Consider the following 19988-nt stretch of genomic DNA (forward strand, 5'->3'; position numbering starts at 1 on the left):
AGTGACGACAGAATCCCTTTATGGAGTATCCACGCGTTATGATACGTTTCGCTGTGATTGGTACGAACTGGATCACTCGCCAGTTCGTCGAGGCCGCCCATGAGAGCGGTAAATACAAGTTAACCGCCGTCTATTCCCGCAGCCTTGAACAGGCCCAGCACTTCGCCAATGATTTTTCTGTCGAGCATCTGTTTACGTCGCTGGAAGCGATGGCAGAAAGCGATGCCATTGACGCGGTGTATATTGCCAGCCCAAATTCCCTGCACTTTTCCCAGACACAACTTTTCCTTAGTCACAAAATTCATGTGATTTGCGAGAAGCCACTGGCGTCGAATCAGGCGGAAGTGGATGCCGCCATTGCCTGTGCGCGGGAAAATCAGGTGGTGCTGTTTGAGGCATTTAAAACGGCCTACCTGCCGAACTTTCATCTGTTACGCCAGGCGCTGCCGAAAGTCGGCAAACTGCGTAAAGTCTTTTTCAACTATTGCCAGTATTCCTCGCGGTATCAGCGTTACCTGGACGGAGAGAATCCCAACACCTTCAATCCGGCATTCTCCAACGGTTCGATTATGGATATCGGCTTTTACTGCCTGGCGTCGGCGGTGGCATTATTCGGTGAACCGAAAAGCGTGCAGGCAACCGCCAGTTTGCTGGCAAGCGGTGTGGATGCCCACGGCGTGGTGGTGATGGATTACGGTGATTTCAGCGTTACGTTGCAGCACTCAAAAGTGAGCGATTCTGTCCTGGCAAGCGAGATTCAGGGCGAAGCGGGATCGCTGGTGATTGAAAAACTCTCTGAATGCCAGAAAGTCTGCTTTGTACCGCGTGGCAGCCAGATGCAGGATCTCACCCAGCCACAGCATATTAATACCATGCTCTACGAAGCAGAGCTGTTCGCTACCCTGGTGGATGAGCATCTGGTGAATCATCCAGGGCTGGCGGTCAGTCGTATCACCGCCAAACTGCTGACTGAGATCCGCCGCCAGACTGGGGTGATTTTTCCGGCAGATAACGTAAAACTATAATTGCCAAAGTAAAACAGTGTAAAAGGTATGTAACAGACCATTGACTGACTGAATGGTCTGTCATACTTTGTTACCTGCAAAGGGGAGTAACTTCATTGTCGGTCGATCGTCATTACGGTGTGTGAAAAACCACATCCGGTCACCGGGCAACCCGAAAGGAATACGCAGACGTATTCCTTTTTTGTTGTAAGTGAGACCTTGCCGGAAGGCGAGGTCTATGCATAAAAAGCAGCGGCTGACGTCTTCCGACGTTGGCCGTTTTTTTATGTGTAAGGAACTTCTATGAATACTGTCGGCACGCCGTTGCTATGGGGCGGATTCGCTGTTGTTGTCACCATTATGCTGGCTATCGACCTGTTGTTGCAGGGGCGTCGTGGGGCACATGCCATGACCATGAAACAGGCTGCGGCCTGGTCGCTGGTCTGGGTGACGCTGTCGTTACTGTTTAACGCCGCTTTCTGGTGGTATCTGGTGCAAACCGAAGGTCGCGCCGTTGCCGATCCACAGGCACTGGCCTTTCTCACGGGTTATCTGATTGAGAAATCGCTGGCGGTCGATAACGTCTTTGTCTGGCTGATGTTGTTCAGCTATTTCTCTGTTCCGGCGGCATTACAACGCCGCGTGCTGGTGTATGGCGTACTCGGGGCGATTGTTCTGCGTACCATCATGATCTTCACTGGTAGCTGGCTGATTTCACAGTTCGACTGGATCTTGTATATCTTCGGTGCCTTCCTGCTGTTTACCGGCGTGAAGATGGCGCTCGCCCATGAAGATGAATCAGGCATTGGCGACAAGCCGCTGGTGCGCTGGCTGCGCGGTCATTTGCGCATGACCGACACCATCGACAACGAGCATTTCTTTGTGCGTAAGAATGGTTTGTTGTATGCCACGCCGCTGATGCTGGTGCTGATTCTGGTGGAGTTGAGCGACGTGATTTTCGCCGTGGATAGTATTCCGGCTATCTTCGCCGTGACCACCGATCCGTTTATTGTGCTGACCTCAAACCTGTTTGCGATCCTCGGCCTGCGTGCGATGTATTTCCTGCTGGCAGGTGTGGCAGAGCGTTTCTCGATGCTCAAATATGGTCTGGCGGTGATTCTGGTGTTTATCGGTATCAAGATGCTGATTGTCGACTTCTACCATATTCCGATCGCCGTCTCGCTGGGCGTGGTGTTTGGCATTCTGGTGATGACGTTTATTATCAACGCCTGGGTGAATTATCGGCATGATAAGCAGCGGGTTGGATGATTTTTAATCTGCCTAAGCCGTGTACCCTGTCATCCACATGAGCACCGTTTTCTCCCTCTCCCCAAAAGGGGCGAGGGGACTGACCGAGTACTTTTTTGACGTTGTCATCAGTCTGGAAGCCGCACGTTGGGCTTTATTTTCATGTCAAACAAATGTAACCATTAAGTTGCGAAATATGACTTCTCCTTAAAATCCAGCATATTTCGCTTCCCGAAGCTGTAACTTTCCTTATACTCGACCTTGCAAACACTTTGTTACATCCTGAAAGATGCGTCGACAGAACGCACCAGGGATGTGCGACAACACAATGAAAGGATCGAAAAATGACTACGCAACATTCACCGGGGCTATTCCGGCGTCTGGCTCATGGCAGCCTGGTAAAACAAATCCTGGTCGGCCTTATACTGGGGATTCTTCTGGCATGGATCTCAAAACCCGCGGCGGAAGCTGTTGGTCTGTTAGGTACTTTGTTCGTCGGCGCACTGAAAGCCGTTGCCCCCATCCTGGTGTTGATGCTGGTAATGGCATCTATTGCTAACCACCAGCACGGGCAGAAAACCAATATCCGCCCTATTTTGTTCCTCTATCTGCTGGGCACCTTCTCTGCTGCTCTGGCCGCAGTAATCTTCAGTTTTGCCTTCCCTTCTACCCTGCACTTGTCCAGTAGCGCGGGTGATATTTCGCCGCCGTCAGGCATTGTAGAAGTGATGCGCGGGCTGGTTATGAGCATGGTTTCCAACCCCATTGATGCGCTGCTGAAAGGTAACTACATCGGGATCCTGGTGTGGGCAATTGGCCTCGGTTTCGCACTGCGTCACGGTAACGAAACCACCAAAAACCTGGTCAACGATATGTCGAATGCCGTCACCTTTATGGTGAAACTGGTGATTCGCTTCGCACCGATCGGTATTTTTGGTCTGGTTTCTTCTACCCTGGCAACCACCGGTTTCTCCACGCTGTGGGGCTACGCGCAACTGCTGGTCGTGTTGGTTGGCTGTATGTTACTGGTGGCGCTGGTGGTTAACCCCTTGCTGGTGTGGTGGAAAATTCGTCGTAACCCGTTCCCGCTGGTGCTGCTGTGCCTGCGCGAAAGCGGCGTGTATGCCTTCTTCACCCGCAGCTCTGCGGCGAACATTCCGGTGAATATGGCGCTGTGTGAAAAGCTGAATCTGGATCGCGATACCTATTCCGTTTCTATTCCGCTGGGAGCCACCATCAATATGGCGGGCGCAGCAATCACCATTACCGTGTTGACGCTGGCTGCAGTTAATACGCTGGGTATTCCGGTTGATCTGCCCACAGCGCTGCTGTTGAGCGTAGTGGCTTCTCTGTGTGCCTGTGGCGCATCCGGCGTGGCGGGGGGATCTCTGTTGCTGATCCCACTGGCCTGTAATATGTTCGGTATTTCGAACGATATCGCCATGCAGGTGGTTGCTGTCGGCTTTATTATCGGCGTATTGCAGGACTCCTGTGAAACCGCGCTGAACTCGTCAACTGACGTGCTGTTCACTGCGGCAGCTTGCCAGGCGGAAGACGATCGTCTGGCAAATAGCGCCCTGCGTAACTAATACTTAGCCCCTTTCGTCTACGGCGGAAGGGGTTTTCTCCACTTTAAACGGATCAATTCCCCTTCTCTGCATACGCCAGAAACGAATGATATTCAGGCCATTCATCAGCAGAAAACTGCCTTCAATCATCGTGCCGCCTATCGACCCCGCCCAGAAGTTGTGAATCACCCAGCAACACGTTGAAAACCACATTACGCAGCGCATGGTCAGCCCTTTACAGCGGAACAGCGCCCAGGTACTGACAATCGTGCCGATTACCGGCAATAGTTCAACAGGATGATGGAACTTCGCGAGGCCAATTCCGCCAGTCAGCACAATAAAAATCGCCATTACCCATAAGCTGCGCGTGCGTAAGGTAATCAATGTACGAATGGCATTAAGGATGGCACTGGCACCGGCAGGATAGGTGCCCAGAAGAAAAAAATGTACGCCAATAACGGCGCTATAGACCGAAAGTTGCTTTTTGAAGCGACGTTCGTCACGATTGAAAAATGTTGTGATACCAATCAGAAAGGCGATGACACCCACGCCCTGGGCCAGCCAATACGCGGTCATGATAAATCCTTAGCAGGTATGGAAAAGCAAACGGCGCTTCACATTATGAAACGCCGTTTTTTATTAACAACTCATTTCGACTTTATAGCGTTACGCCGCTTTTAAAGATCGCCAGTTCGCGGAAGTCGTTACGCTCGTTACAGGTTTGCTTACCGTTGGCAAACTCAACGATGGTGTCGATAAATTCTTCCAGCAACTGCGGCATCGCTTTACCGTGGATCAGCTGACCCGCGTCAAAGTCGATCCAGTGTTTTTTCTTCGCCGCCAGTTCACTGTTGGTGGCGATTTTCACCGTCGGCACAAATCCACCATACGGCGTGCCACGACCAGTACTGAACAGCACCATATGGCAGCCCGCACCCGCCAGGGCGCTGGTCGCTACGGCATCGTTACCCGGCGCACTTAACAAGTTCAGCCCCGGCGTTTTCAGACGCTCGCCGTAACGCAGCACGTCAACCACGACACTGGAACCCGCTTTCTGGGTACAGCCAAGCGATTTATCTTCCAGCGTGGTGATACCGCCTGCTTTGTTCCCCGGTGATGGGTTTTCGTAGATCGGCTGGTCATGGGCAATAAAGTACTGCTTGAAGTCATTGACCATGGTGACCAGTTTTTCAAACGTTGCTTCGTCGCGGCAATGGTCCATCAGCAACTGCTCTGCGCCAAACATCTCCGGCACTTCGGTCAGTACGGTAGTACCGCCGTTAGCAATCACGTAGTCAGAGAAACGCCCCAGCATCGGGTTAGCAGTAATACCAGAAAGACCGTCAGAACCACCGCACTCCAGACCAAACTTCAGTTCGCTGAGTTTGCCCGGCTCGCGTTTATCGTTGCGCATCACGCTATACAGCTGATGCAAATGCGCGATCCCGGCCTCGATTTCATCATCCTGCTGTTGGCAGATCATGAAATGAACGCGTTCAGGATCGATATCGCCCAACGTTTCACGGAATGCGGCAACCTGGTTATTTTCGCAACCCAGACCAATCACCAGCACTGCGCCCGCGTTCGGGTGGCGCACCATGTTTTGCAGCATGGTGCGGGTATTGATGTGATCGTCGCCCAGTTGTGAGCAGCCGTAGGTGTGGCTGAAGAGGAACACGCCGTCGGTACCTTCAGCGTTGTTGGTCTCTTTCAGGAAACGATTTTGGATCTGCCGCGCGATGCCGTTGACACAGCCCACGGTTGGCAGGATCCACAGCTCATTACGCACCCCGACATCACCGTTAGCGCGACGATAGATCTGCACTTCACGATCTGCCGCTTGCGCAGGCAGATCCTGAAAATCAGGTTGATAGCGATACTGATCCAGATCGCTCAGATTCGTGCGCGTATTGTGGGCGTGAACGTGTTCCCCCGCCGCAATATCCGCCAATGCATAACCAATCGGCAGGCCATATTTAATGACGTTGGCCCCTTTTGCGATATCCGTTAACGCAAATTTATGTCCACGAGCAACATCCTGGCGCAGCGTAACAGTCTGGTTATCGACACTGACTTCTGTGCCTTCAGCCAAATCCGCTAAAGCAACCGCGACGTTATCCAGCGCATGGATCTTGATGTATTGCATATCAACCCCAGACCTTAGTTCAGTTCAATGGCGAAGTAGTCACGCGCATTGTTAAAGCAAATATTTTTCACCATCTCGCCCAGCAGGTTGATGTCCGCCGGTGCTTCGCCTGCTTCCACCCAGCGACCGATCATCTGGCACAGAATGCGGCGGAAGTATTCGTGACGGGTGTATGACAGGAAGCTACGGCTGTCAGTCAGCATGCCGACAAAGCGGCTCAGCAGACCGAGCTGCGCCAGTTGGGTCATCTGACGTTCCATACCGTCTTTCTGGTCGTTAAACCACCAGCCGGAACCGAACTGCATTTTGCCCGGCATACCTTCGCCCTGGAAGTTACCGATCATGGTGCCCAGCACTTCGTTATCGCGCGGGTTCAGGCAGTAGAGAATGGTTTTCGGCAGCAGGTTTTCTTCGTTCTGCTTGCTCAGCAGCTTAGATAGCTCTTCCGCCATCGGACGGTCGTTGATGGAGTCAAAGCCGACATCCGGCCCCAGCAGTTTGAACTGACGCAGGTTGTTATTACGCAGTGCGCCAATGTGGTACTGCTGTACCCATCCGCGACGTGCATATTCGGCACCAAGGAACACCAGCACCGCAGTTTTGAACTGTGCTACTTCGTGCTCGCTCAGGGTTTCGCCTGCCAGACGGCGCGCGAGGATGCTGTCCAGTTCCGCTTCGTTCGCTTCAGCAAACATCACCACATCCAGCGCGTGGTCAGACACTTTACAGCCGTGAGCGGCGAAGTGATCCAGACGTTTAGTCAGGGCAGTTTGCAGGTCAGCAAAGCGGCGAATGTCGGTATCAGAAACTTCGCCCAGCTTCGCCATGTAGTCGTTAAAGGTCGCCTGTTCAATGTTAAAGGCTTTGTCCGGACGCCAGCTCGGCAGCACTTTAATGGTGAAAGAGCCGTCTTTGGCGATCTCTGCGTGATGCTCCAGAGAATCGATCGGGTCATCGGTGGTGCCGACCATTTTCACGTTCATCTGCTGCATGATGCCGCGCGCGGAGAAGTTATCCTGCGCCAGCAGTTCGTTACATTCGTTCCAGATTTCATCGGCAGTTGACGGAGAAAGCAATTTGCCAGTGATACCAAACGGACGACGCAGTTCGAGGTGCGTCCAGTGGTATAACGGGTTGCCGATAGTGTGCGGAACAGTCGCCGCCCAGGCGTCAAATTTTTCACGGTCAGACGCATCACCGGTGCACAGACGCTCGGCCACACCGTTGGTACGCATAGCGCGCCATTTGTAGTGATCGCCCTTCAACCAGATGTCATACAGGTTTTTAAAACGATAGTCTTCCGCAATCTGCTGCGGCGGCAAATGGCAATGGTAATCGAAAATCGGCTGGTCTTTTGCGTAGTCGTGATACAGACGGCGGGCAAATTCAGTATCTAACAGGAAATCTTCAGTCATAAACGGAGTCATTTTCGTCTTCCTCTCAACGAGTGAGCTAGCTTGCTTATGGTGCGATGCTGACAAAGTTATCACACCAATTTCCAGAGTCCGAAGATATTTTCGTGAGTTAGATCAATAAACGTAGTTAAAAAAATTACTCTCAAAGTGGTAAATCTCGCTGCAGGCCGCGCCAGTACTGGCCTCGTCGTCGTCAGGTAATGTCCCTACAAATATTCGCACATTTGTGATGGCTCTCACCTTTTAAAGTTGTATGACAAGTTATCTTTCTGCCGTCGCAAATCATAAGTCGACGGAATGCAAATTGCCGATTCATTCATTTGTTAGATGAATCGGGTTAACCGGTACGGAAGCCGAATTAGCACGAAACTTTCATGGCAACGTTCGGGGCGTGCCGGTTTTTTTTCGGTTACCCGGTCGTAACTAACATCTTCAGCCTCTGGCGGGATGATGGCCGCGCTTCCTGCGGATATAACAAAACGATGAGGTTTTACATGCGTAAAATTAAAGGGTTACGTTGGTATATGATCGCACTGGTGACGCTCGGCACCGTGCTTGGTTACCTGACGCGTAACACTGTGGCGGCAGCTGCGCCAACTCTGATGGAAGAGTTAAACATCTCCACCCAACAGTATTCCTATATCATCGCAGCGTATTCTGCTGCTTATACGGTCATGCAACCGGTAGCGGGTTATGTACTGGATGTGCTGGGTACGAAAATCGGTTATGCAATGTTTGCTGTACTGTGGGCCGTGTTCTGTGGTGCAACCGCGCTGGCAGGTAGTTGGGGTGGCCTGGCGGTTGCTCGTGGTGCGGTCGGTGCCGCGGAAGCCGCGATGATTCCGGCGGGTCTGAAAGCCAGCTCCGAATGGTTCCCGGCAAAAGAGCGTTCCATCGCGGTAGGTTACTTTAACGTAGGTTCTTCGATTGGTGCGATGATTGCGCCGCCGCTGGTGGTATGGGCAATCGTGATGCACAGCTGGCAGATGGCATTTATCATCTCCGGTGCGTTGAGCTTTATCTGGGCGATGGCATGGCTGATTTTCTACAAGCATCCGCGCGACCAGAAACATCTGACCGATGAAGAACGCGACTACATTATTAATGGTCAGGAAGCCCAGCACCAGGTTGACACAGCGAAGAAAATGTCCGTTGGTCAGATCCTGCGTAACCGTCAGTTCTGGGGTATCGCGCTGCCGCGCTTCCTGGCAGAACCGGCATGGGGTACTTTTAACGCGTGGATCCCGCTGTTCATGTTTAAAGTTTACGGCTTTAACCTGAAAGAGATCGCGATGTTTGCCTGGATGCCGATGCTGTTTGCTGACCTCGGTTGTATCCTCGGTGGTTACCTGCCACCACTGTTCCAGCGTTGGTTTGGTGTGAACCTGATCGTTTCCCGTAAGATGGTCGTAACGCTGGGTGCGGTGCTGATGATTGGCCCGGGTATGATCGGTCTGTTCACCAACCCGTATGTCGCGATTATGCTGCTGTGTATCGGTGGTTTTGCTCACCAGGCACTGTCTGGCGCACTGATTACGCTCTCGTCTGACGTGTTCGGTCGTAACGAAGTGGCGACGGCGAACGGTTTAACCGGGATGTCCGCATGGCTGGCAAGTACGCTGTTTGCACTGGTAGTCGGTGCACTGGCTGACACCATCGGCTTCAGCCCGCTGTTCGCAGTTCTGGCAGTGTTCGACCTGTTAGGTGCGCTGGTTATCTGGACCGTGTTGCAGAACAAACCAGCGATTGAGGTGGCGCAGGAATCACATAACGATCCCGCACCGCAACATTAAGGCTTCGTGTAAGTTTTAGTTTCCCTTCAAAGCCGCCTTCTCAGGCGGCTTTTTCATCACTGCGAGTAGAGCTAAACTCGCAAAAGTGGTATAACAAATATAGTCTGCCGTATCATGCCTGGAGCGCATATGGAAATCACTGAACCACGCCGTTTGTATCAACAACTTGCCGCTGATCTGAAAGAGCGCATCGAACAGGGCGTCTATCTGGTGGGTGATAAACTGCCTGCCGAACGCTTTATTGCCGATGAAAAAAACGTCAGCCGCACCGTGGTTCGTGAAGCCATCATCATGCTGGAAGTTGAAGGCTATGTCGAAGTGCGTAAAGGTTCAGGTATTCATGTGGTTTCCAACCAGCCGCGCCATCAGCAGGCGGCTGACAATAATATGGAATTCGCCAATTACGGTCCGTTTGAGTTGCTCCAGGCTCGCCAGCTCATCGAAAGTAATATTGCCGAGTTCGCGGCAACTCAGGTCACAAAACAGGACATCATGAAATTGATGGCCATTCAGGAGCAGGCACGCGGCGAACAATGCTTCCGTGATTCCGAGTGGGATTTGCAGTTCCATATTCAGGTAGCCCTGGCGACGCAGAACTCCGCCCTGGCGGCTATCGTTGAAAAAATGTGGACCCAGCGTAGTCATAACCCGTACTGGAAAAAACTGCACGAACACATTGATGCCCGTACCGTCGATAACTGGTGTGATGACCACGATCAAATCCTCAAGGCGCTGATTCGCAAAGATCCTCATGCTGCTAAGCTGGCAATGTGGCAGCACCTGGAAAACACCAAGATCATGTTATTTAACGAAACCAGCGACGATTTCGAGTTCAATGCCGACCGCTATCTGTTCGCCGAAAACCCGGTGGTGCATCTCGATACAGCCACCAGCGGCAGTAAATGAAATTCCTGTCCGACAGGCGCTACAGTGCGCCTGTTTGTCTCGTCGGTAAGCGAAAAGTATAAAGTGTCAGCCTGTGTAAATCCTCTCGCCTCCCTCCCCTGCATTCAGCAAAATCAGACTCCATGGACATGTAATTTTGATAACGAACAACGTTGACCTTTGTTACAATTAGATTCAATTTGAGTTTATGCTTTTGAATGCTTTCTTATCTCACGATTTAACAGGGAATAGTTCAGGCTGTGTTGATGTATCAAACCCGCAGAACATACCAAGACAGCAATAACATTGCGGTAGTGCATCATTTAAAACCAGCGTGGCGTTAACCGATTCACCAGGAATAATGAATGGAACTTTTGACCCAATTGCTGCAAGCCCTGTGGGCGCAGGATTTTGAAACCCTGGCCAATCCGTCGATGATTGGCATGTTGTATTTTGTCTTGTTTGTCATTTTGTTCCTTGAAAACGGCTTGCTTCCGGCGGCCTTTTTACCGGGCGACAGTTTACTGGTACTGGTCGGCGTATTGATTGCGAAAGGCGCGATGGGCTATCCGCAAACGATTCTGCTGCTGACCGTTGCCGCCAGCCTCGGTTGCTGGGTCAGCTATATTCAGGGGCGATGGCTGGGCAATACCCGCACCGTACAAAACTGGCTATCTCATTTACCCGCGCATTATCATCAACGCGCACACCATCTTTTTCATAAACACGGTTTATCGGCGCTGTTAATTGGTCGCTTTATTGCGTTTGTCAGAACACTGCTGCCGACGATTGCCGGGTTATCAGGGCTGAATAACGCGCGCTTTCAGTTCTTCAACTGGATGAGTGGTCTGCTGTGGGTGTTGATCCTGACAACTCTGGGTTACATGCTCGGCAAAACACCGGTATTTTTAAAGTACGAGGACCAGCTGATGTCATGCCTGATGCTGCTCCCGGTGGTGCTGCTGGTGTTTGGCCTGGCAGGTTCTCTGGTCGTGTTATGGAAAAAGAAATATGGAAATCGGGGGTAAGGGATGCAAATACCTCGCATGTCACTTCGCCAGCTAGCCTGGTCCGGCGCTGTTTTACTTCTGGTCAGCACACTATTGCTGGCCTGGTCCGCGGTTCGCCAGCAAGAGTCTACGCTGGCGATTCGTGCCGTTCATCAAGGGACAACGATGCCAGACGGTTTTTCAATCTGGCATCACCTTGACGCTCACGGCATTCCTTTCAAAAGTATCACCCCCAAAAACGACACTCTGTTAATTACCTTTGACTCCAGCGACCAGAGCGCCGCCGCAAAAGCGGTCCTCGACAGAACATTGCCCCATGGCTACATCATTGCGCAGCAGGACAATAACAGTCAGGCTATGCAGTGGCTGACCCGGTTGCGGGATAACTCTCATCGCTTCGGATAACTTCCTGTTATCCGAAACAGATCACTCACTTTGGTGATTTCACCGTAACTGTCTATGATTAATGAGGCGGTGGTTAACACGACCGCTTCGTTGTCTGGACAATCGTTCCTTTGTAATAGGTCCGAATCACAATGGAAGGTTCAAGAATGAAATACCGCATCGCTTTAGCTGTTTCTCTCTTTGCTCTTAGTGCCGGTAGTTATGCCACTACCCTGTGTCAGGAAAAGGAGCAAAATATCCTTAAGGAGATCAGCTATGCCGAAAAACACCAAAACCAGAATCGTATTGACGGTCTGAATAAAGCCCTGAGTGAAGTCCGGGCCAACTGTTCAGATAGCCAACTGCGTGCCGATCATCAGAAGAAAATCGCAAAGCAGAAAGATGAGGTGGCGGAACGCCAGCAAGATTTAGCCGAGGCGAAGCAAAAAGGCGATGCAGATAAGATTGCCAAACGCGAACGGAAACTGGCAGAAGCGCAGGAAGAGCTGAAAAAGCTGGAAGCGCGCGACTACTAACTCACAATAGTCACTACTTACTCACCTGGAGAAAACTATGTCGAAAGAACACACTACGGAACATCTGCGTGCTGAGTTGAAATCCCTTTCCGATACGCTGGAAGAGGTGCTTAGCTCATCTGGCGAGAAGTCAAAAGAAGAGTTGAGTAAGATTCGTAGCAAAGCGGAGCAGGCACTGAAACAGAGCCGTTATCGCCTGGGTGAAACCGGTGATGCCATTGCCAAACAAACCCGTGTCGCGGCGGCGCGTGCCGATGAGTATGTGCGTGAAAATCCGTGGACGGGCGTGGGCATTGGCGCAGCAATCGGTGTAGTGCTCGGCGTTCTGCTGTCGCGTCGTTAATTATGGCGGACACTCATCACGCGCAAGGGCCCGGTAAAAGCGTTCTGGGCATCGGGCAGCGAATTGTTTCCATCATGGTTGAAATGGTGGAGACACGTCTGCGGCTGGCGGTGGTGGAGCTGGAAGAGGAAAAAGCGAATCTCTTTCAACTTTTACTGATGCTGGGCCTGACGATGCTTTTCGCTGCATTTGGTCTTATGAGCCTGATGGTGCTAATTATCTGGGCGGTTGATCCGCAATATCGCCTGAATGCGATGATTGCCACCACCGTGGTGTTGCTGCTACTGGCACTGATTGGCGGCATCTGGACGTTACGTAAATCGCGTAAGTCTACGTTGCTGCGCCACACGCGCCATGAGCTGGCAAACGATCGGCAGCTGCTCGAGGAGGAGTCCCGTGAGCAGTAAAGTCGAACGTGAACGACGTAAGGCGCAACTGCTTAGCCAGATCCAGCAACAACGGCTGGATCTTTCCGCCACTCGTCGTGAATGGCTGGAGGCAACAGGCGCTTACGATCGTCGCTGGAATATGCTGTTGAGTCTGCGCTCCTGGGCGCTGGTTGGCAGTAGCGTGATGGCTATCTGGACGATTCGCCATCCTAATATGCTGGTCCGCTGGGCCAGACGCGGTTTTGGTGTATGGAGCGCCTGGCGTCTGGTGAAAACAACCCTCAAGCAACAACAGCTTCGCGGTTAACTTCCTCTCTGGCCGGAGAAATTCCGGCCTTATTCCTCAAATTTTTTGAAAATATTTGACAGTTTTCCTTGCTAACAATCACGCTTCGCCACGTTTATGATTCTCTCCATCGACAGCAACGACGCTAATAGCGCGCCCTTGCACAAAAAAACAATCAGCAGCCTGAGCGGCGCAGTGGAGAGTATGATGAAAAAATTAGAAGATGTTGGTGTACTGGTAGCGCGTATTTTAATGCCGATTCTGTTTATTACCGCAGGCTGGGGAAAAATTACTGGCTACGCGGGTACCCAACAATATATGGAAGCAATGGGCGTCCCCGGCTTTATGCTGCCGCTGGTGATTCTGCTTGAGTTTGGTGGTGGTCTGGCAATCCTGTTCGGTTTCCTGACACGTACCACAGCCCTGTTTACTGCGGGCTTTACGCTGCTGACGGCATTTTTATTTCACAGCAATTTTGCAGAAGGCATGAACTCGCTGATGTTTATGAAAAACCTGACTATTTCTGGCGGATTCCTGCTGCTGGCAATTACCGGTCCAGGCGCATTCAGCATCGACCGCCTGCTGAATAAAAAGTGGTAAGCACGCGCTATACTTAACGATAAAAAACGAGGGGGAAGCTCCTCGTTTTTGCTATTGGAGGATAGAAAAATGGGTCAACTGATTGACGGCGTCTGGCATGACACCTGGTACGATACCAAATCCACCGGCGGTAAATTTCAACGTTCAGCTTCCGCATTTCGTAACTGGCTCACTGCCGATGGCGCGCCAGGCCCCACTGGCAAAGGCGGTTTTGCCGCAGAGAAAGATCGTTATCATCTCTATGTTTCACTCGCCTGCCCGTGGGCACACCGCACGCTGATCATGCGTAAGCTCAAAGGACTGGAACCGTTTATTTCCGTTTCCGTAGTGAACCCGCTGATGCTGGAAAACGGCTGGACCTTTGATGACAGTTTTCCGGGAGCAAGCGGCGACACGCTCTATCAACATGAATTTCTGTATCAGCTTTATCTCCACGCCGATCCACACTACAGCGGACGAGTTACTGTTCCCGTGCTGTGGGACAAAAAAAACCACACCATCGTCAGCAACGAATCAGCAGAAATCATACGCATGTTCAATACCGCGTTTGATGCGCTGGGTGCGAAAGCTGGAGATTACTACCCACCAGCCCTGCAACCGAAAATTGACGAACTTAACGGCTGGATTTACGACACCATTAACAATGGCGTGTATAAAGCCGGTTTTGCCACCAGCCAGCAAGCCTACGACGAGGCGGTGGCGAAAGTGTTTGAATCGCTGGCGCGACTGGAACAGATTTTAGGTCAGCACCGTTACCTGACCGGCAACCAGCTAACCGAAGCCGATATTCGCCTGTGGACCACGCTGGTGCGTTTTGATCCAGTGTATGTGACCCACTTCAAGTGTGATAAGCACCGCATCAGCGATTACCTGAATCTGTATGGCTTCCTGCGCGATATCTACCAGATGCCGGGAATTGCCGAAACAGTCAATTTCGATCACATCCGTAATCATTACTTCCGCAGCCATAAGACCATCAACCCTACGGGGATTATTTCAATTGGTCCGTGGCAGGATCTCGATGAACCGCATGGACGAGATGTTCGCTTCGGTTAAAAAAAGGCACCTTACGAGGTGCCTCTGATAATTAGCTAAGTACGTGTTGTTCATGTCGGATGCGGCGTAAACGCCTTATCAAACCTACAAAACATTTATATTCAATATGTTGCAATGACCGCGCAGGCCAGATAAGCGTAGCGCATCTGGCAATTTTGCGTTTGCCCTTATCCTTCACAGCGCCTTATTAATTCATCGCGATAATATTTACTGCCATTTCATTCACGTCTATTCTTAATTTGCTGCTTTAAAAACAAGTGATTGAGCAAAATTGAGGCAAAAATGGACTGGTATCTGAAAGTACTAAAAAATTATGTCGGTTTCCGGGGTCGTGCGCGGCGCAAAGAGTACTGGATGTTTATTCTGGTCAACATCATCTTTACGTTCGTGCTGGGGCTACTGGATAAAATGTTAGGCTGGCAACGTGCCGGTGGCGAAGGCATCCTGACGACAATCTACGGTATTCTGGTGTTTTTACCATGGTGGGCAGTTCAGTTCCGCCGCCTGCACGACACCGACCGCTCGGCGTGGTGGGCACTGCTATTCTTAATCCCGTTTATCGGCTGGCTTATTATCATCGTCTTTAACTGCCAGGCGGGTACGCCAGGCGAAAACCGCTTTGGACCAGATCCGAAACTGGAACAAGAATAATAATTAAGCACCTTGTAAAAGGTGCTTAATCGATTATTTTCCGCTAAAAAGTTTGGGAATTTCCCGCAGACACCAGGATTTCGCCTCCCCCATACTGTCACGACGCCAGGCCATAATAATATCGATCTCGCTGGTCGATTCCGGGCTGACGACACGCAACCGCCCTTCCGCAATATCTTTTTCGACCATCGGATACGGCATCGTCGCCACGCCAAGCCCCGCCAGTAATGCCTGACGTTTATCTTCAATCGTGCTCACCGTTAAGCGCGGCTGTTTGTCCAGCAACTGTACGGTCAACACCGGGCGCTCACGAGCGGTATCCGCCACCGCAATTCCACGATATTTCACGCGCGTCACTTCAGATAACGGTTCCGGCTCCTGATGAATCGGGTGATCCGGCGCGGCAACATAGACGTTCATTAAGGTATAGAGTTTGCGCGAGTTGATCTCCGACGAGGAACGAAAATGCATATCCGGCGCGATAACGATATCCGCCCGCCCCTGCTCCAGCCGTTCCCACGCCCCCGCCAGCACTTCGGTGATAATTGCCAGTTGGGTATTGGCTTTTGCCGCCAGTTTGTCGATTAACGGGAAAAAGGCAGGTGTCGGTACCAGCGCCTCGGTCACAATGGTGAGATGCGTTTCCCAACCGCGCGCGAGGGCTTCCGCATCGGTAGTCAGTTTATCTGCGGCTTCCAGCAAAACGCGCCCTCGCTCCAGCAACATCCTCCCGACATTGGTGAATTTGGTGCGATGGCCCGAGCGGTCAAACAGCACCACATCCAGCTCTTCTTCCAGTTTTTGCATGGTGTAGCTAAGTGCGGAAGGCACGCGTCCCAGCTCATCCGCCGCCGCCGCAAAACTGCCCCGGCGATCGATCGCATCCATAACCCGTAGTGCTTCCAGCGTTAATGCCCTTTCTTTGGCCATTTCGTTCTCATTCAGGAAATTTGAACATACCGGGCAGAATATCTGGCTAACAATGTAGCGTCCAGCCCCTTACCATAAAAGGAAGTAAAGAGAGGTCAAGAATTATGATTACTACCCGAACTGCCAGGCAGTGTGGACAAGCAGACTACGGATGGTTGCAGGCCCGGTATACTTTTTCCTTTGGACACTACTTCGACCCGAAATTGTTAGGCTATGCCTCCCTGCGCGTGCTTAACCAGGAAGTGCTGGCCCCAGGTGCCGCCTTTCAGCCACGAACCTATCCCAAAGTCGATATTTTAAATGTGATTCTGGATGGAGAAGCTGAGTATCGCGACAGCGAAGGCAATCATGTTCAGGCCAGCACTGGTGAGGTGTTGCTGCTCTCTACCCAGCCAGGTGTCAGCTATAGCGAACACAATCTCAGCAAAGACAAACCGTTAACGCGAATGCAGCTTTGGCTGGATGCCTGCCCGCAGCGAGAGAATCCGCTGATTCAAAAGCTGGCGCTTAATATGAGCAAGCAGCAATTAATCGCCTCGCCAGAAGGTGGGATGGGAAGCCTGCAATTGCGCCAGCAAGTGTGGCTGCACCATATCGTGCTCGACAAAGGCGAAAGTGCGAATTTCCAGTTGCATGGGCCACGCGCGTATTTGCAATCGATTCACGGGAAATTTCATGCGCTTACGCATCATGAAGAGAAAGCGGCGCTAACCTGCGGTGATGGGGCGTTTATTCGTGACGAGGCTAACATTACGCTGGTTGCCGATTCCCCACTGCGCGCTTTGCTGATAGATTTGCCTGTCTAGTTGTTTTTACAGGGAGATGATGATGAGTAAAAAATCGGCCAAAAAGCGCCAGCCAGTGAAGCCCGTGGTGGCGAAAGAACCTGCTCGTACCGCCAAAAATTTTGGCTATGAAGAGATGTTGAGCGAACTGGAAGCCATCGTCGCGGATGCTGAAACGCGTTTAGCCGAGGATGAAGCTACCGCGTAAAGACAGGTTGCCGGATGCGGCGCAAACGCCTTATCCGGCACAATACCCAAAACCGGGCGTTTATCTGGCCTTGCTCGCCATAATCTCGATAATCTGCCGATCCGTTTGCTGCATCGAATGGCTTGCTAACGCACACAGGTTGGCAATCGACTGCTCAACATCATGCGCCACAATCCCTTCATTGCCGGTCACGGCGGTATCATCCAGCGCCATTAACACCGCTTTCCACGCAGCCGAAGCACTGGTCGAAACCTTCATCGCGCAGCTGTTCGATGCACCATCGCAAATCATGCCGCTGACATCGCCGATCATACTGCTGATCGCCATCGAGATGGTTTCATAACGCCCATCCACCAGCCATGCCATCCCGGCAGCGGCCCCCATTGCTGCGGTCGTTGCGGCACACAGCGCAGACAAACGCGGTAACTGGTTATGGATGTAAATCGCGCTCAAATGCGAAAGCATCAGCGCACGCGCCAGCCGTTCATCATCCGCTCCGAAGTGTTCAGCTACCACCACCACGGGCATTGTTGCGGTGATCCCCTGGTTACCCGAGCCGGAGTTACTCATTGCCGGAAGCGTAGCGCCGCCCATACGCGCATCGGATGCCGCGCTGGTACGAATCACAATGGATGAAGAGAGATCTTTCGCCAGCAAACCGCGCGCGCACTGTTTTTCCAGCGTCGCACCAATATGCAGCCCCCAGTTACCGCTCAAACCTTCCTGCGATAACGCACAATTTAACTTCGCAGAATCGAGAATAAAGCGGATCGCCGCAAACGGGACTTCATTGACGAACTTCAGGATCTCAGCCAGCGTCGTCCTGGAAAGCACCGTCAGCGGCGACTCTTGCTCGCCCTCTGCCACACACGCCTGCTGGGTAAACACCACACCATTGTGCGTCTCAATATGCACAATGTTGGTATGCCCGCCGACGATGGTGACACACGCCCATTTCTCACCGTTCCAGACTTTGGCGCGTGAGAAGAGGATTTCATCGCAAGGTTCCTGGATCTTAACTGAGACTTTCCCCGCCGCCAGCAGTGCTTTGGCATCGGAAATTGCCTGCGCAGTTGCGTCTTTCAGCACTTCCAGCCCGGCGTTAGCATTTCCACCTAACGCTCCCAGCGCCGCCGCAATTGGCAGCCCCACCATTCCTGTACCGGGAACGGTGACACCCAGACCGTTCTTCATCAGATTTGGCGAAACCCAGGCTTCTACACGTTCAACCGGACCTTCCAGTTCAGCCGCAGCAACCGCCGCCGCCAGCGCCAGTGAAATCGGTTCAGTACACCCCAGCGCCGGTTTTACTTCCTCCTGAACGGCGAGGATGTAACGCTGCCATAACGGATTTAAAGTCGAATCAAACATATTAAAAACCTTAAAATTTCAGGTAAATCAAGAAAATGCCAGGAACGGAGAAACACAAAGCAACAAACCAGTGACGATAATCAGGTACAAAGACATCCCTTTGTATTTGTGCAATGCCGGTACTTTGTAAACCAGCCACGCCGGGATCAGGCACCCTACCATGCCGAAAATCGGGCTACAGATAGAGGTGAAGCTCAACACCGGGGCGTTCAGTACGATGGCGCTCCAGGCCAGCAAAATGGCGAAAATCATGATGCCGCGCTGAACGAGATTTTCGTTAATCTTCTCGGCAGGTATCTTGCGACGCAGGATGTTCATTACGATCCCTTGCGTTGCTTCGCGAAAGCCTAAATAGACGCCAAAGAATGCAGTCATTACAGCAAAGATATTGAGAATGACGCTGACCACTTTCACCCACGCTGCGCCGTCACCGCTAATAAACTGTGCGGCAATCGCCAGCGCGGAAATATTCTGCTCGTAGGCTTTTACCGCTTCGTCATGTCCCATCGCCAGCGTGAACGACACGGCGTAGAAAAAGACGGTGACAAACAAAATGCCAAACGCGATATTCATTGCCCGCAATGCTTTATGCCGCGCCACTTCAATTGATTTTTCCCGCGAGCGATAAGAGATCACCATCGGGCTTAACGTCTGGATAAATAGAATCGACGTCAGGGTAAACGGCAGCGTAATAATGGCGTTTTTCATCAGCAGCCCCAGCGGCGGTAGCGAACCGACGTTATACAGATGCCACATTCCCACCATCGACACGCCCAGCGCCGCGACCACCAGCAGCTTGGTCAGCACCATGCCGGTCGAAATTTTGAATAACAATTTCTCGCCGCGTGAGGAGATCGCCACCAGAATGCAAATCAGTACCAGACCATAAAAGGGACTGTCTGACAGCAACCCTTCCGTCACGCCGAAGGTATGCAGGTAGGAAGCACTATCGTTGGTGATGGCGGTGGAATAGACGAACATCCAAATCACCAGCATTACGAAATAGAGTGCACCTAACAGGATGCCCCAGTTTTTACCTAAATAACCGCTGATGACGCTCGGGTAATCTTTACATTCTGGTGATTCTGCCAGCGTATTAATAAACAACCGCTGAAACAGATACATTGCCGGGTAACCAATCACCGATGAGAGCAAAAATACCCACAATCCCATCAAACCGACCTGCACCGGGAGAAAAACAATCCCCGCGCCAATCGCCATCCCGATACTCATAATCACCCAGCCAGTGTCAGTACTGTCGAATTTGATCGCTTCTCGCCACTCGCTCTCACTCATTCCAGCACGACCCGCCGGGGTCGAAGCGTCTGCAATGACGCCTTTATTCGATGCAATTTCCATAATTTCTCGCTCAATATTTTG

23 protein-coding genes are annotated in these 19988 nt (G+C 51.8%); 17 read left to right on the top strand and 6 right to left on the bottom strand.

The window, feature by feature from the left end; genetic code table 11:
* Positions 1 to 38: 38 nt before the first annotated feature.
* The 3 genes from ACJHX4_RS08055 (at position 39) to sstT (ending at position 3841) form a co-directional block, all read left to right on the top strand.
* Complete coding sequence (locus tag ACJHX4_RS08055) at positions 39 to 1025, top strand: Gfo/Idh/MocA family protein (protein ID WP_001385498.1); 987 nt, start codon at positions 39 to 41, stop codon at positions 1023 to 1025.
* A 282-nt stretch (positions 1026 to 1307) separates the two neighbouring features.
* On the top strand, positions 1308 to 2273 hold the full coding sequence (gene alx / locus ACJHX4_RS08060; RefSeq protein ID WP_001098827.1) for a TerC family membrane protein Alx: 966 nt from the start codon (positions 1308 to 1310) through the stop codon (positions 2271 to 2273).
* 323 nt (positions 2274 to 2596) lie between these two features.
* Positions 2597 to 3841: a serine/threonine transporter SstT gene (sstT, locus tag ACJHX4_RS08065; protein ID WP_000211388.1), complete on the top strand. Its 1245-nt coding sequence runs from the start codon at positions 2597 to 2599 to the stop codon at positions 3839 to 3841.
* A gap of 3 nt (positions 3842 to 3844) precedes the next feature.
* On the opposite strand, the gene ACJHX4_RS08070 is transcribed toward sstT, so the two are convergent.
* From ACJHX4_RS08070 to uxaC, 3 genes are all read right to left on the bottom strand, one after another.
* Complete coding sequence (locus tag ACJHX4_RS08070) at positions 3845 to 4396, bottom strand: YgjV family protein (protein WP_000128143.1); 552 nt, start codon at positions 4394 to 4396, stop codon at positions 3845 to 3847.
* Between the two features lie 82 nt (positions 4397 to 4478).
* The gene (gene uxaA, locus ACJHX4_RS08075) at positions 4479 to 5966 is read right to left on the bottom strand and encodes an altronate dehydratase (protein ID WP_001199372.1); all 1488 of its coding nucleotides are present in this window, start codon (positions 5964 to 5966) and stop codon (positions 4479 to 4481) included.
* 14 nt (positions 5967 to 5980) lie between these two features.
* Positions 5981 to 7393 carry a glucuronate isomerase gene (uxaC, locus tag ACJHX4_RS08080; RefSeq protein ID WP_000187442.1) on the bottom strand — a complete coding sequence of 471 codons (1413 nt, stop codon included), beginning with the start codon at positions 7391 to 7393 and terminating at the stop codon, positions 5981 to 5983.
* 482 nt (positions 7394 to 7875) lie between these two features.
* On the opposite strand from uxaC, the gene exuT reads away from it, so the two are divergent.
* From exuT to ACJHX4_RS08140, 12 genes are all read left to right on the top strand, one after another.
* Positions 7876 to 9174 (top strand): hexuronate transporter ExuT, encoded by a 1299-nt coding sequence (exuT, locus tag ACJHX4_RS08085; protein WP_001298326.1) that lies wholly within the window; start codon positions 7876 to 7878, stop codon positions 9172 to 9174.
* A 129-nt stretch (positions 9175 to 9303) separates the two neighbouring features.
* Positions 9304 to 10080, top strand: a complete 777-nt coding sequence (gene exuR / locus ACJHX4_RS08090) for a transcriptional regulator ExuR (RefSeq protein WP_000406487.1) — start codon at positions 9304 to 9306, stop codon at positions 10078 to 10080.
* A gap of 239 nt (positions 10081 to 10319) precedes the next feature.
* A complete protein-coding gene (locus tag ACJHX4_RS08095) occupies positions 10320 to 10403 on the top strand; it encodes a hypothetical protein (protein ID WP_212734101.1) in 84 nt (27 codons plus the stop codon).
* Positions 10404 to 10424: 21 nt separating this feature from the next.
* Entirely contained in the window at positions 10425 to 11087 is a 663-nt protein-coding gene (gene yqjA, locus ACJHX4_RS08100; RefSeq protein ID WP_000422149.1) for a DedA family general envelope maintenance protein YqjA, read from the top strand.
* A gap of 3 nt (positions 11088 to 11090) precedes the next feature.
* A complete protein-coding gene (gene mzrA / locus ACJHX4_RS08105; protein WP_001166764.1) occupies positions 11091 to 11474 on the top strand; it encodes an EnvZ/OmpR regulon moderator MzrA in 384 nt (127 codons plus the stop codon).
* Between the two features lie 146 nt (positions 11475 to 11620).
* Positions 11621 to 11989 carry a DUF1090 family protein YqjC gene (gene yqjC, locus ACJHX4_RS08110; protein WP_001295543.1) on the top strand — a complete coding sequence of 123 codons (369 nt, stop codon included), beginning with the start codon at positions 11621 to 11623 and terminating at the stop codon, positions 11987 to 11989.
* A gap of 37 nt (positions 11990 to 12026) precedes the next feature.
* The gene (locus tag ACJHX4_RS08115) at positions 12027 to 12332 is read left to right on the top strand and encodes a YqjD family protein (RefSeq protein WP_000031415.1); all 306 of its coding nucleotides are present in this window, start codon (positions 12027 to 12029) and stop codon (positions 12330 to 12332) included.
* A 2-nt stretch (positions 12333 to 12334) separates the two neighbouring features.
* Complete coding sequence (locus ACJHX4_RS08120) at positions 12335 to 12739, top strand: phage holin family protein (protein WP_000785722.1); 405 nt, start codon at positions 12335 to 12337, stop codon at positions 12737 to 12739.
* The gene (locus ACJHX4_RS08125; protein ID WP_000096093.1) at positions 12729 to 13028 is read left to right on the top strand and encodes a YqjK-like family protein; all 300 of its coding nucleotides are present in this window, start codon (positions 12729 to 12731) and stop codon (positions 13026 to 13028) included. The genes ACJHX4_RS08120 and ACJHX4_RS08125 overlap by 11 nt, the downstream gene beginning before the upstream one ends.
* A gap of 186 nt (positions 13029 to 13214) precedes the next feature.
* A complete protein-coding gene (locus ACJHX4_RS08130) occupies positions 13215 to 13607 on the top strand; it encodes a DoxX family protein (protein WP_000732237.1) in 393 nt (130 codons plus the stop codon).
* 69 nt (positions 13608 to 13676) lie between these two features.
* Complete coding sequence (gene yqjG, locus ACJHX4_RS08135) at positions 13677 to 14663, top strand: glutathionyl-hydroquinone reductase YqjG (protein ID WP_000531173.1); 987 nt, start codon at positions 13677 to 13679, stop codon at positions 14661 to 14663.
* A 282-nt stretch (positions 14664 to 14945) separates the two neighbouring features.
* Positions 14946 to 15314 carry a DUF805 domain-containing protein gene (locus tag ACJHX4_RS08140; protein WP_001314179.1) on the top strand — a complete coding sequence of 123 codons (369 nt, stop codon included), beginning with the start codon at positions 14946 to 14948 and terminating at the stop codon, positions 15312 to 15314.
* A gap of 33 nt (positions 15315 to 15347) precedes the next feature.
* On the opposite strand, the gene yhaJ is transcribed toward ACJHX4_RS08140, so the two are convergent.
* A complete protein-coding gene (yhaJ, locus tag ACJHX4_RS08145) occupies positions 15348 to 16244 on the bottom strand; it encodes a DNA-binding transcriptional regulator YhaJ (RefSeq protein ID WP_001041010.1) in 897 nt (298 codons plus the stop codon).
* A gap of 104 nt (positions 16245 to 16348) precedes the next feature.
* On the opposite strand from yhaJ, the gene ACJHX4_RS08150 reads away from it, so the two are divergent.
* Together ACJHX4_RS08150 and yhaL are read left to right on the top strand one after the other, a co-directional pair.
* Positions 16349 to 17050, top strand: a complete 702-nt coding sequence (locus tag ACJHX4_RS08150) for a pirin family protein (RefSeq protein WP_000633597.1) — start codon at positions 16349 to 16351, stop codon at positions 17048 to 17050.
* Between the two features lie 22 nt (positions 17051 to 17072).
* Positions 17073 to 17237 (top strand): protein YhaL, encoded by a 165-nt coding sequence (gene yhaL / locus ACJHX4_RS08155; protein WP_001295544.1) that lies wholly within the window; start codon positions 17073 to 17075, stop codon positions 17235 to 17237.
* A 60-nt stretch (positions 17238 to 17297) separates the two neighbouring features.
* On the opposite strand, the gene cyuA is transcribed toward yhaL, so the two are convergent.
* Both cyuA and ACJHX4_RS08165 read right to left on the bottom strand, forming a co-directional pair.
* Entirely contained in the window at positions 17298 to 18608 is a 1311-nt protein-coding gene (gene cyuA / locus ACJHX4_RS08160) for a cysteine desulfidase (protein WP_000460528.1), read from the bottom strand.
* Between the two features lie 27 nt (positions 18609 to 18635).
* Positions 18636 to 19967: an amino acid permease gene (locus tag ACJHX4_RS08165; RefSeq protein WP_000401581.1), complete on the bottom strand. Its 1332-nt coding sequence runs from the start codon at positions 19965 to 19967 to the stop codon at positions 18636 to 18638.
* Positions 19968 to 19988: the final 21 nt, after the last annotated feature.

It is taken from the genome of Escherichia sp. WS2035 (assembly GCF_046487065.1).
Taxonomy (GTDB): domain Bacteria; phylum Pseudomonadota; class Gammaproteobacteria; order Enterobacterales; family Enterobacteriaceae; genus Escherichia; species Escherichia coli.

Excerpts from the sequence above, each read along its gene's own strand:
- ACJHX4_RS08070 (WP_000128143.1), bottom strand. The coding sequence starts at position 4,396 with ATGACCGCGTATTGGCTGGCCCAGGGCGTGGGTGTCATCGCCTTTCTG.
- exuT (WP_001298326.1), top strand. The coding sequence starts at position 7,876 with ATGCGTAAAATTAAAGGGTTACGTTGGTATATGATCGCACTGGTGACG.
- ACJHX4_RS08055 (WP_001385498.1), top strand. The coding sequence starts at position 39 with ATGATACGTTTCGCTGTGATTGGTACGAACTGGATCACTCGCCAGTTC.
- ACJHX4_RS08150 (WP_000633597.1), top strand. The coding sequence starts at position 16,349 with ATGATTACTACCCGAACTGCCAGGCAGTGTGGACAAGCAGACTACGGA.
- uxaA (WP_001199372.1), bottom strand. The coding sequence starts at position 5,966 with ATGCAATACATCAAGATCCATGCGCTGGATAACGTCGCGGTTGCTTTA.
- yqjG (WP_000531173.1), top strand. The coding sequence starts at position 13,677 with ATGGGTCAACTGATTGACGGCGTCTGGCATGACACCTGGTACGATACC.
- ACJHX4_RS08165 (WP_000401581.1), bottom strand. The coding sequence starts at position 19,967 with ATGGAAATTGCATCGAATAAAGGCGTCATTGCAGACGCTTCGACCCCG.
- ACJHX4_RS08115 (WP_000031415.1), top strand. The coding sequence starts at position 12,027 with ATGTCGAAAGAACACACTACGGAACATCTGCGTGCTGAGTTGAAATCC.
- yhaL (WP_001295544.1), top strand. The coding sequence starts at position 17,073 with ATGAGTAAAAAATCGGCCAAAAAGCGCCAGCCAGTGAAGCCCGTGGTG.
- uxaC (WP_000187442.1), bottom strand. The coding sequence starts at position 7,393 with ATGACTCCGTTTATGACTGAAGATTTCCTGTTAGATACTGAATTTGCC.
- yqjC (WP_001295543.1), top strand. The coding sequence starts at position 11,621 with ATGAAATACCGCATCGCTTTAGCTGTTTCTCTCTTTGCTCTTAGTGCC.
- ACJHX4_RS08140 (WP_001314179.1), top strand. The coding sequence starts at position 14,946 with ATGGACTGGTATCTGAAAGTACTAAAAAATTATGTCGGTTTCCGGGGT.
- sstT (WP_000211388.1), top strand. The coding sequence starts at position 2,597 with ATGACTACGCAACATTCACCGGGGCTATTCCGGCGTCTGGCTCATGGC.
- ACJHX4_RS08130 (WP_000732237.1), top strand. The coding sequence starts at position 13,215 with ATGAAAAAATTAGAAGATGTTGGTGTACTGGTAGCGCGTATTTTAATG.
- ACJHX4_RS08120 (WP_000785722.1), top strand. The coding sequence starts at position 12,335 with ATGGCGGACACTCATCACGCGCAAGGGCCCGGTAAAAGCGTTCTGGGC.
- yqjA (WP_000422149.1), top strand. The coding sequence starts at position 10,425 with ATGGAACTTTTGACCCAATTGCTGCAAGCCCTGTGGGCGCAGGATTTT.
- cyuA (WP_000460528.1), bottom strand. The coding sequence starts at position 18,608 with ATGTTTGATTCGACTTTAAATCCGTTATGGCAGCGTTACATCCTCGCC.
- yhaJ (WP_001041010.1), bottom strand. The coding sequence starts at position 16,244 with ATGGCCAAAGAAAGGGCATTAACGCTGGAAGCACTACGGGTTATGGAT.
- mzrA (WP_001166764.1), top strand. The coding sequence starts at position 11,091 with ATGCAAATACCTCGCATGTCACTTCGCCAGCTAGCCTGGTCCGGCGCT.
- alx (WP_001098827.1), top strand. The coding sequence starts at position 1,308 with ATGAATACTGTCGGCACGCCGTTGCTATGGGGCGGATTCGCTGTTGTT.
- exuR (WP_000406487.1), top strand. The coding sequence starts at position 9,304 with ATGGAAATCACTGAACCACGCCGTTTGTATCAACAACTTGCCGCTGAT.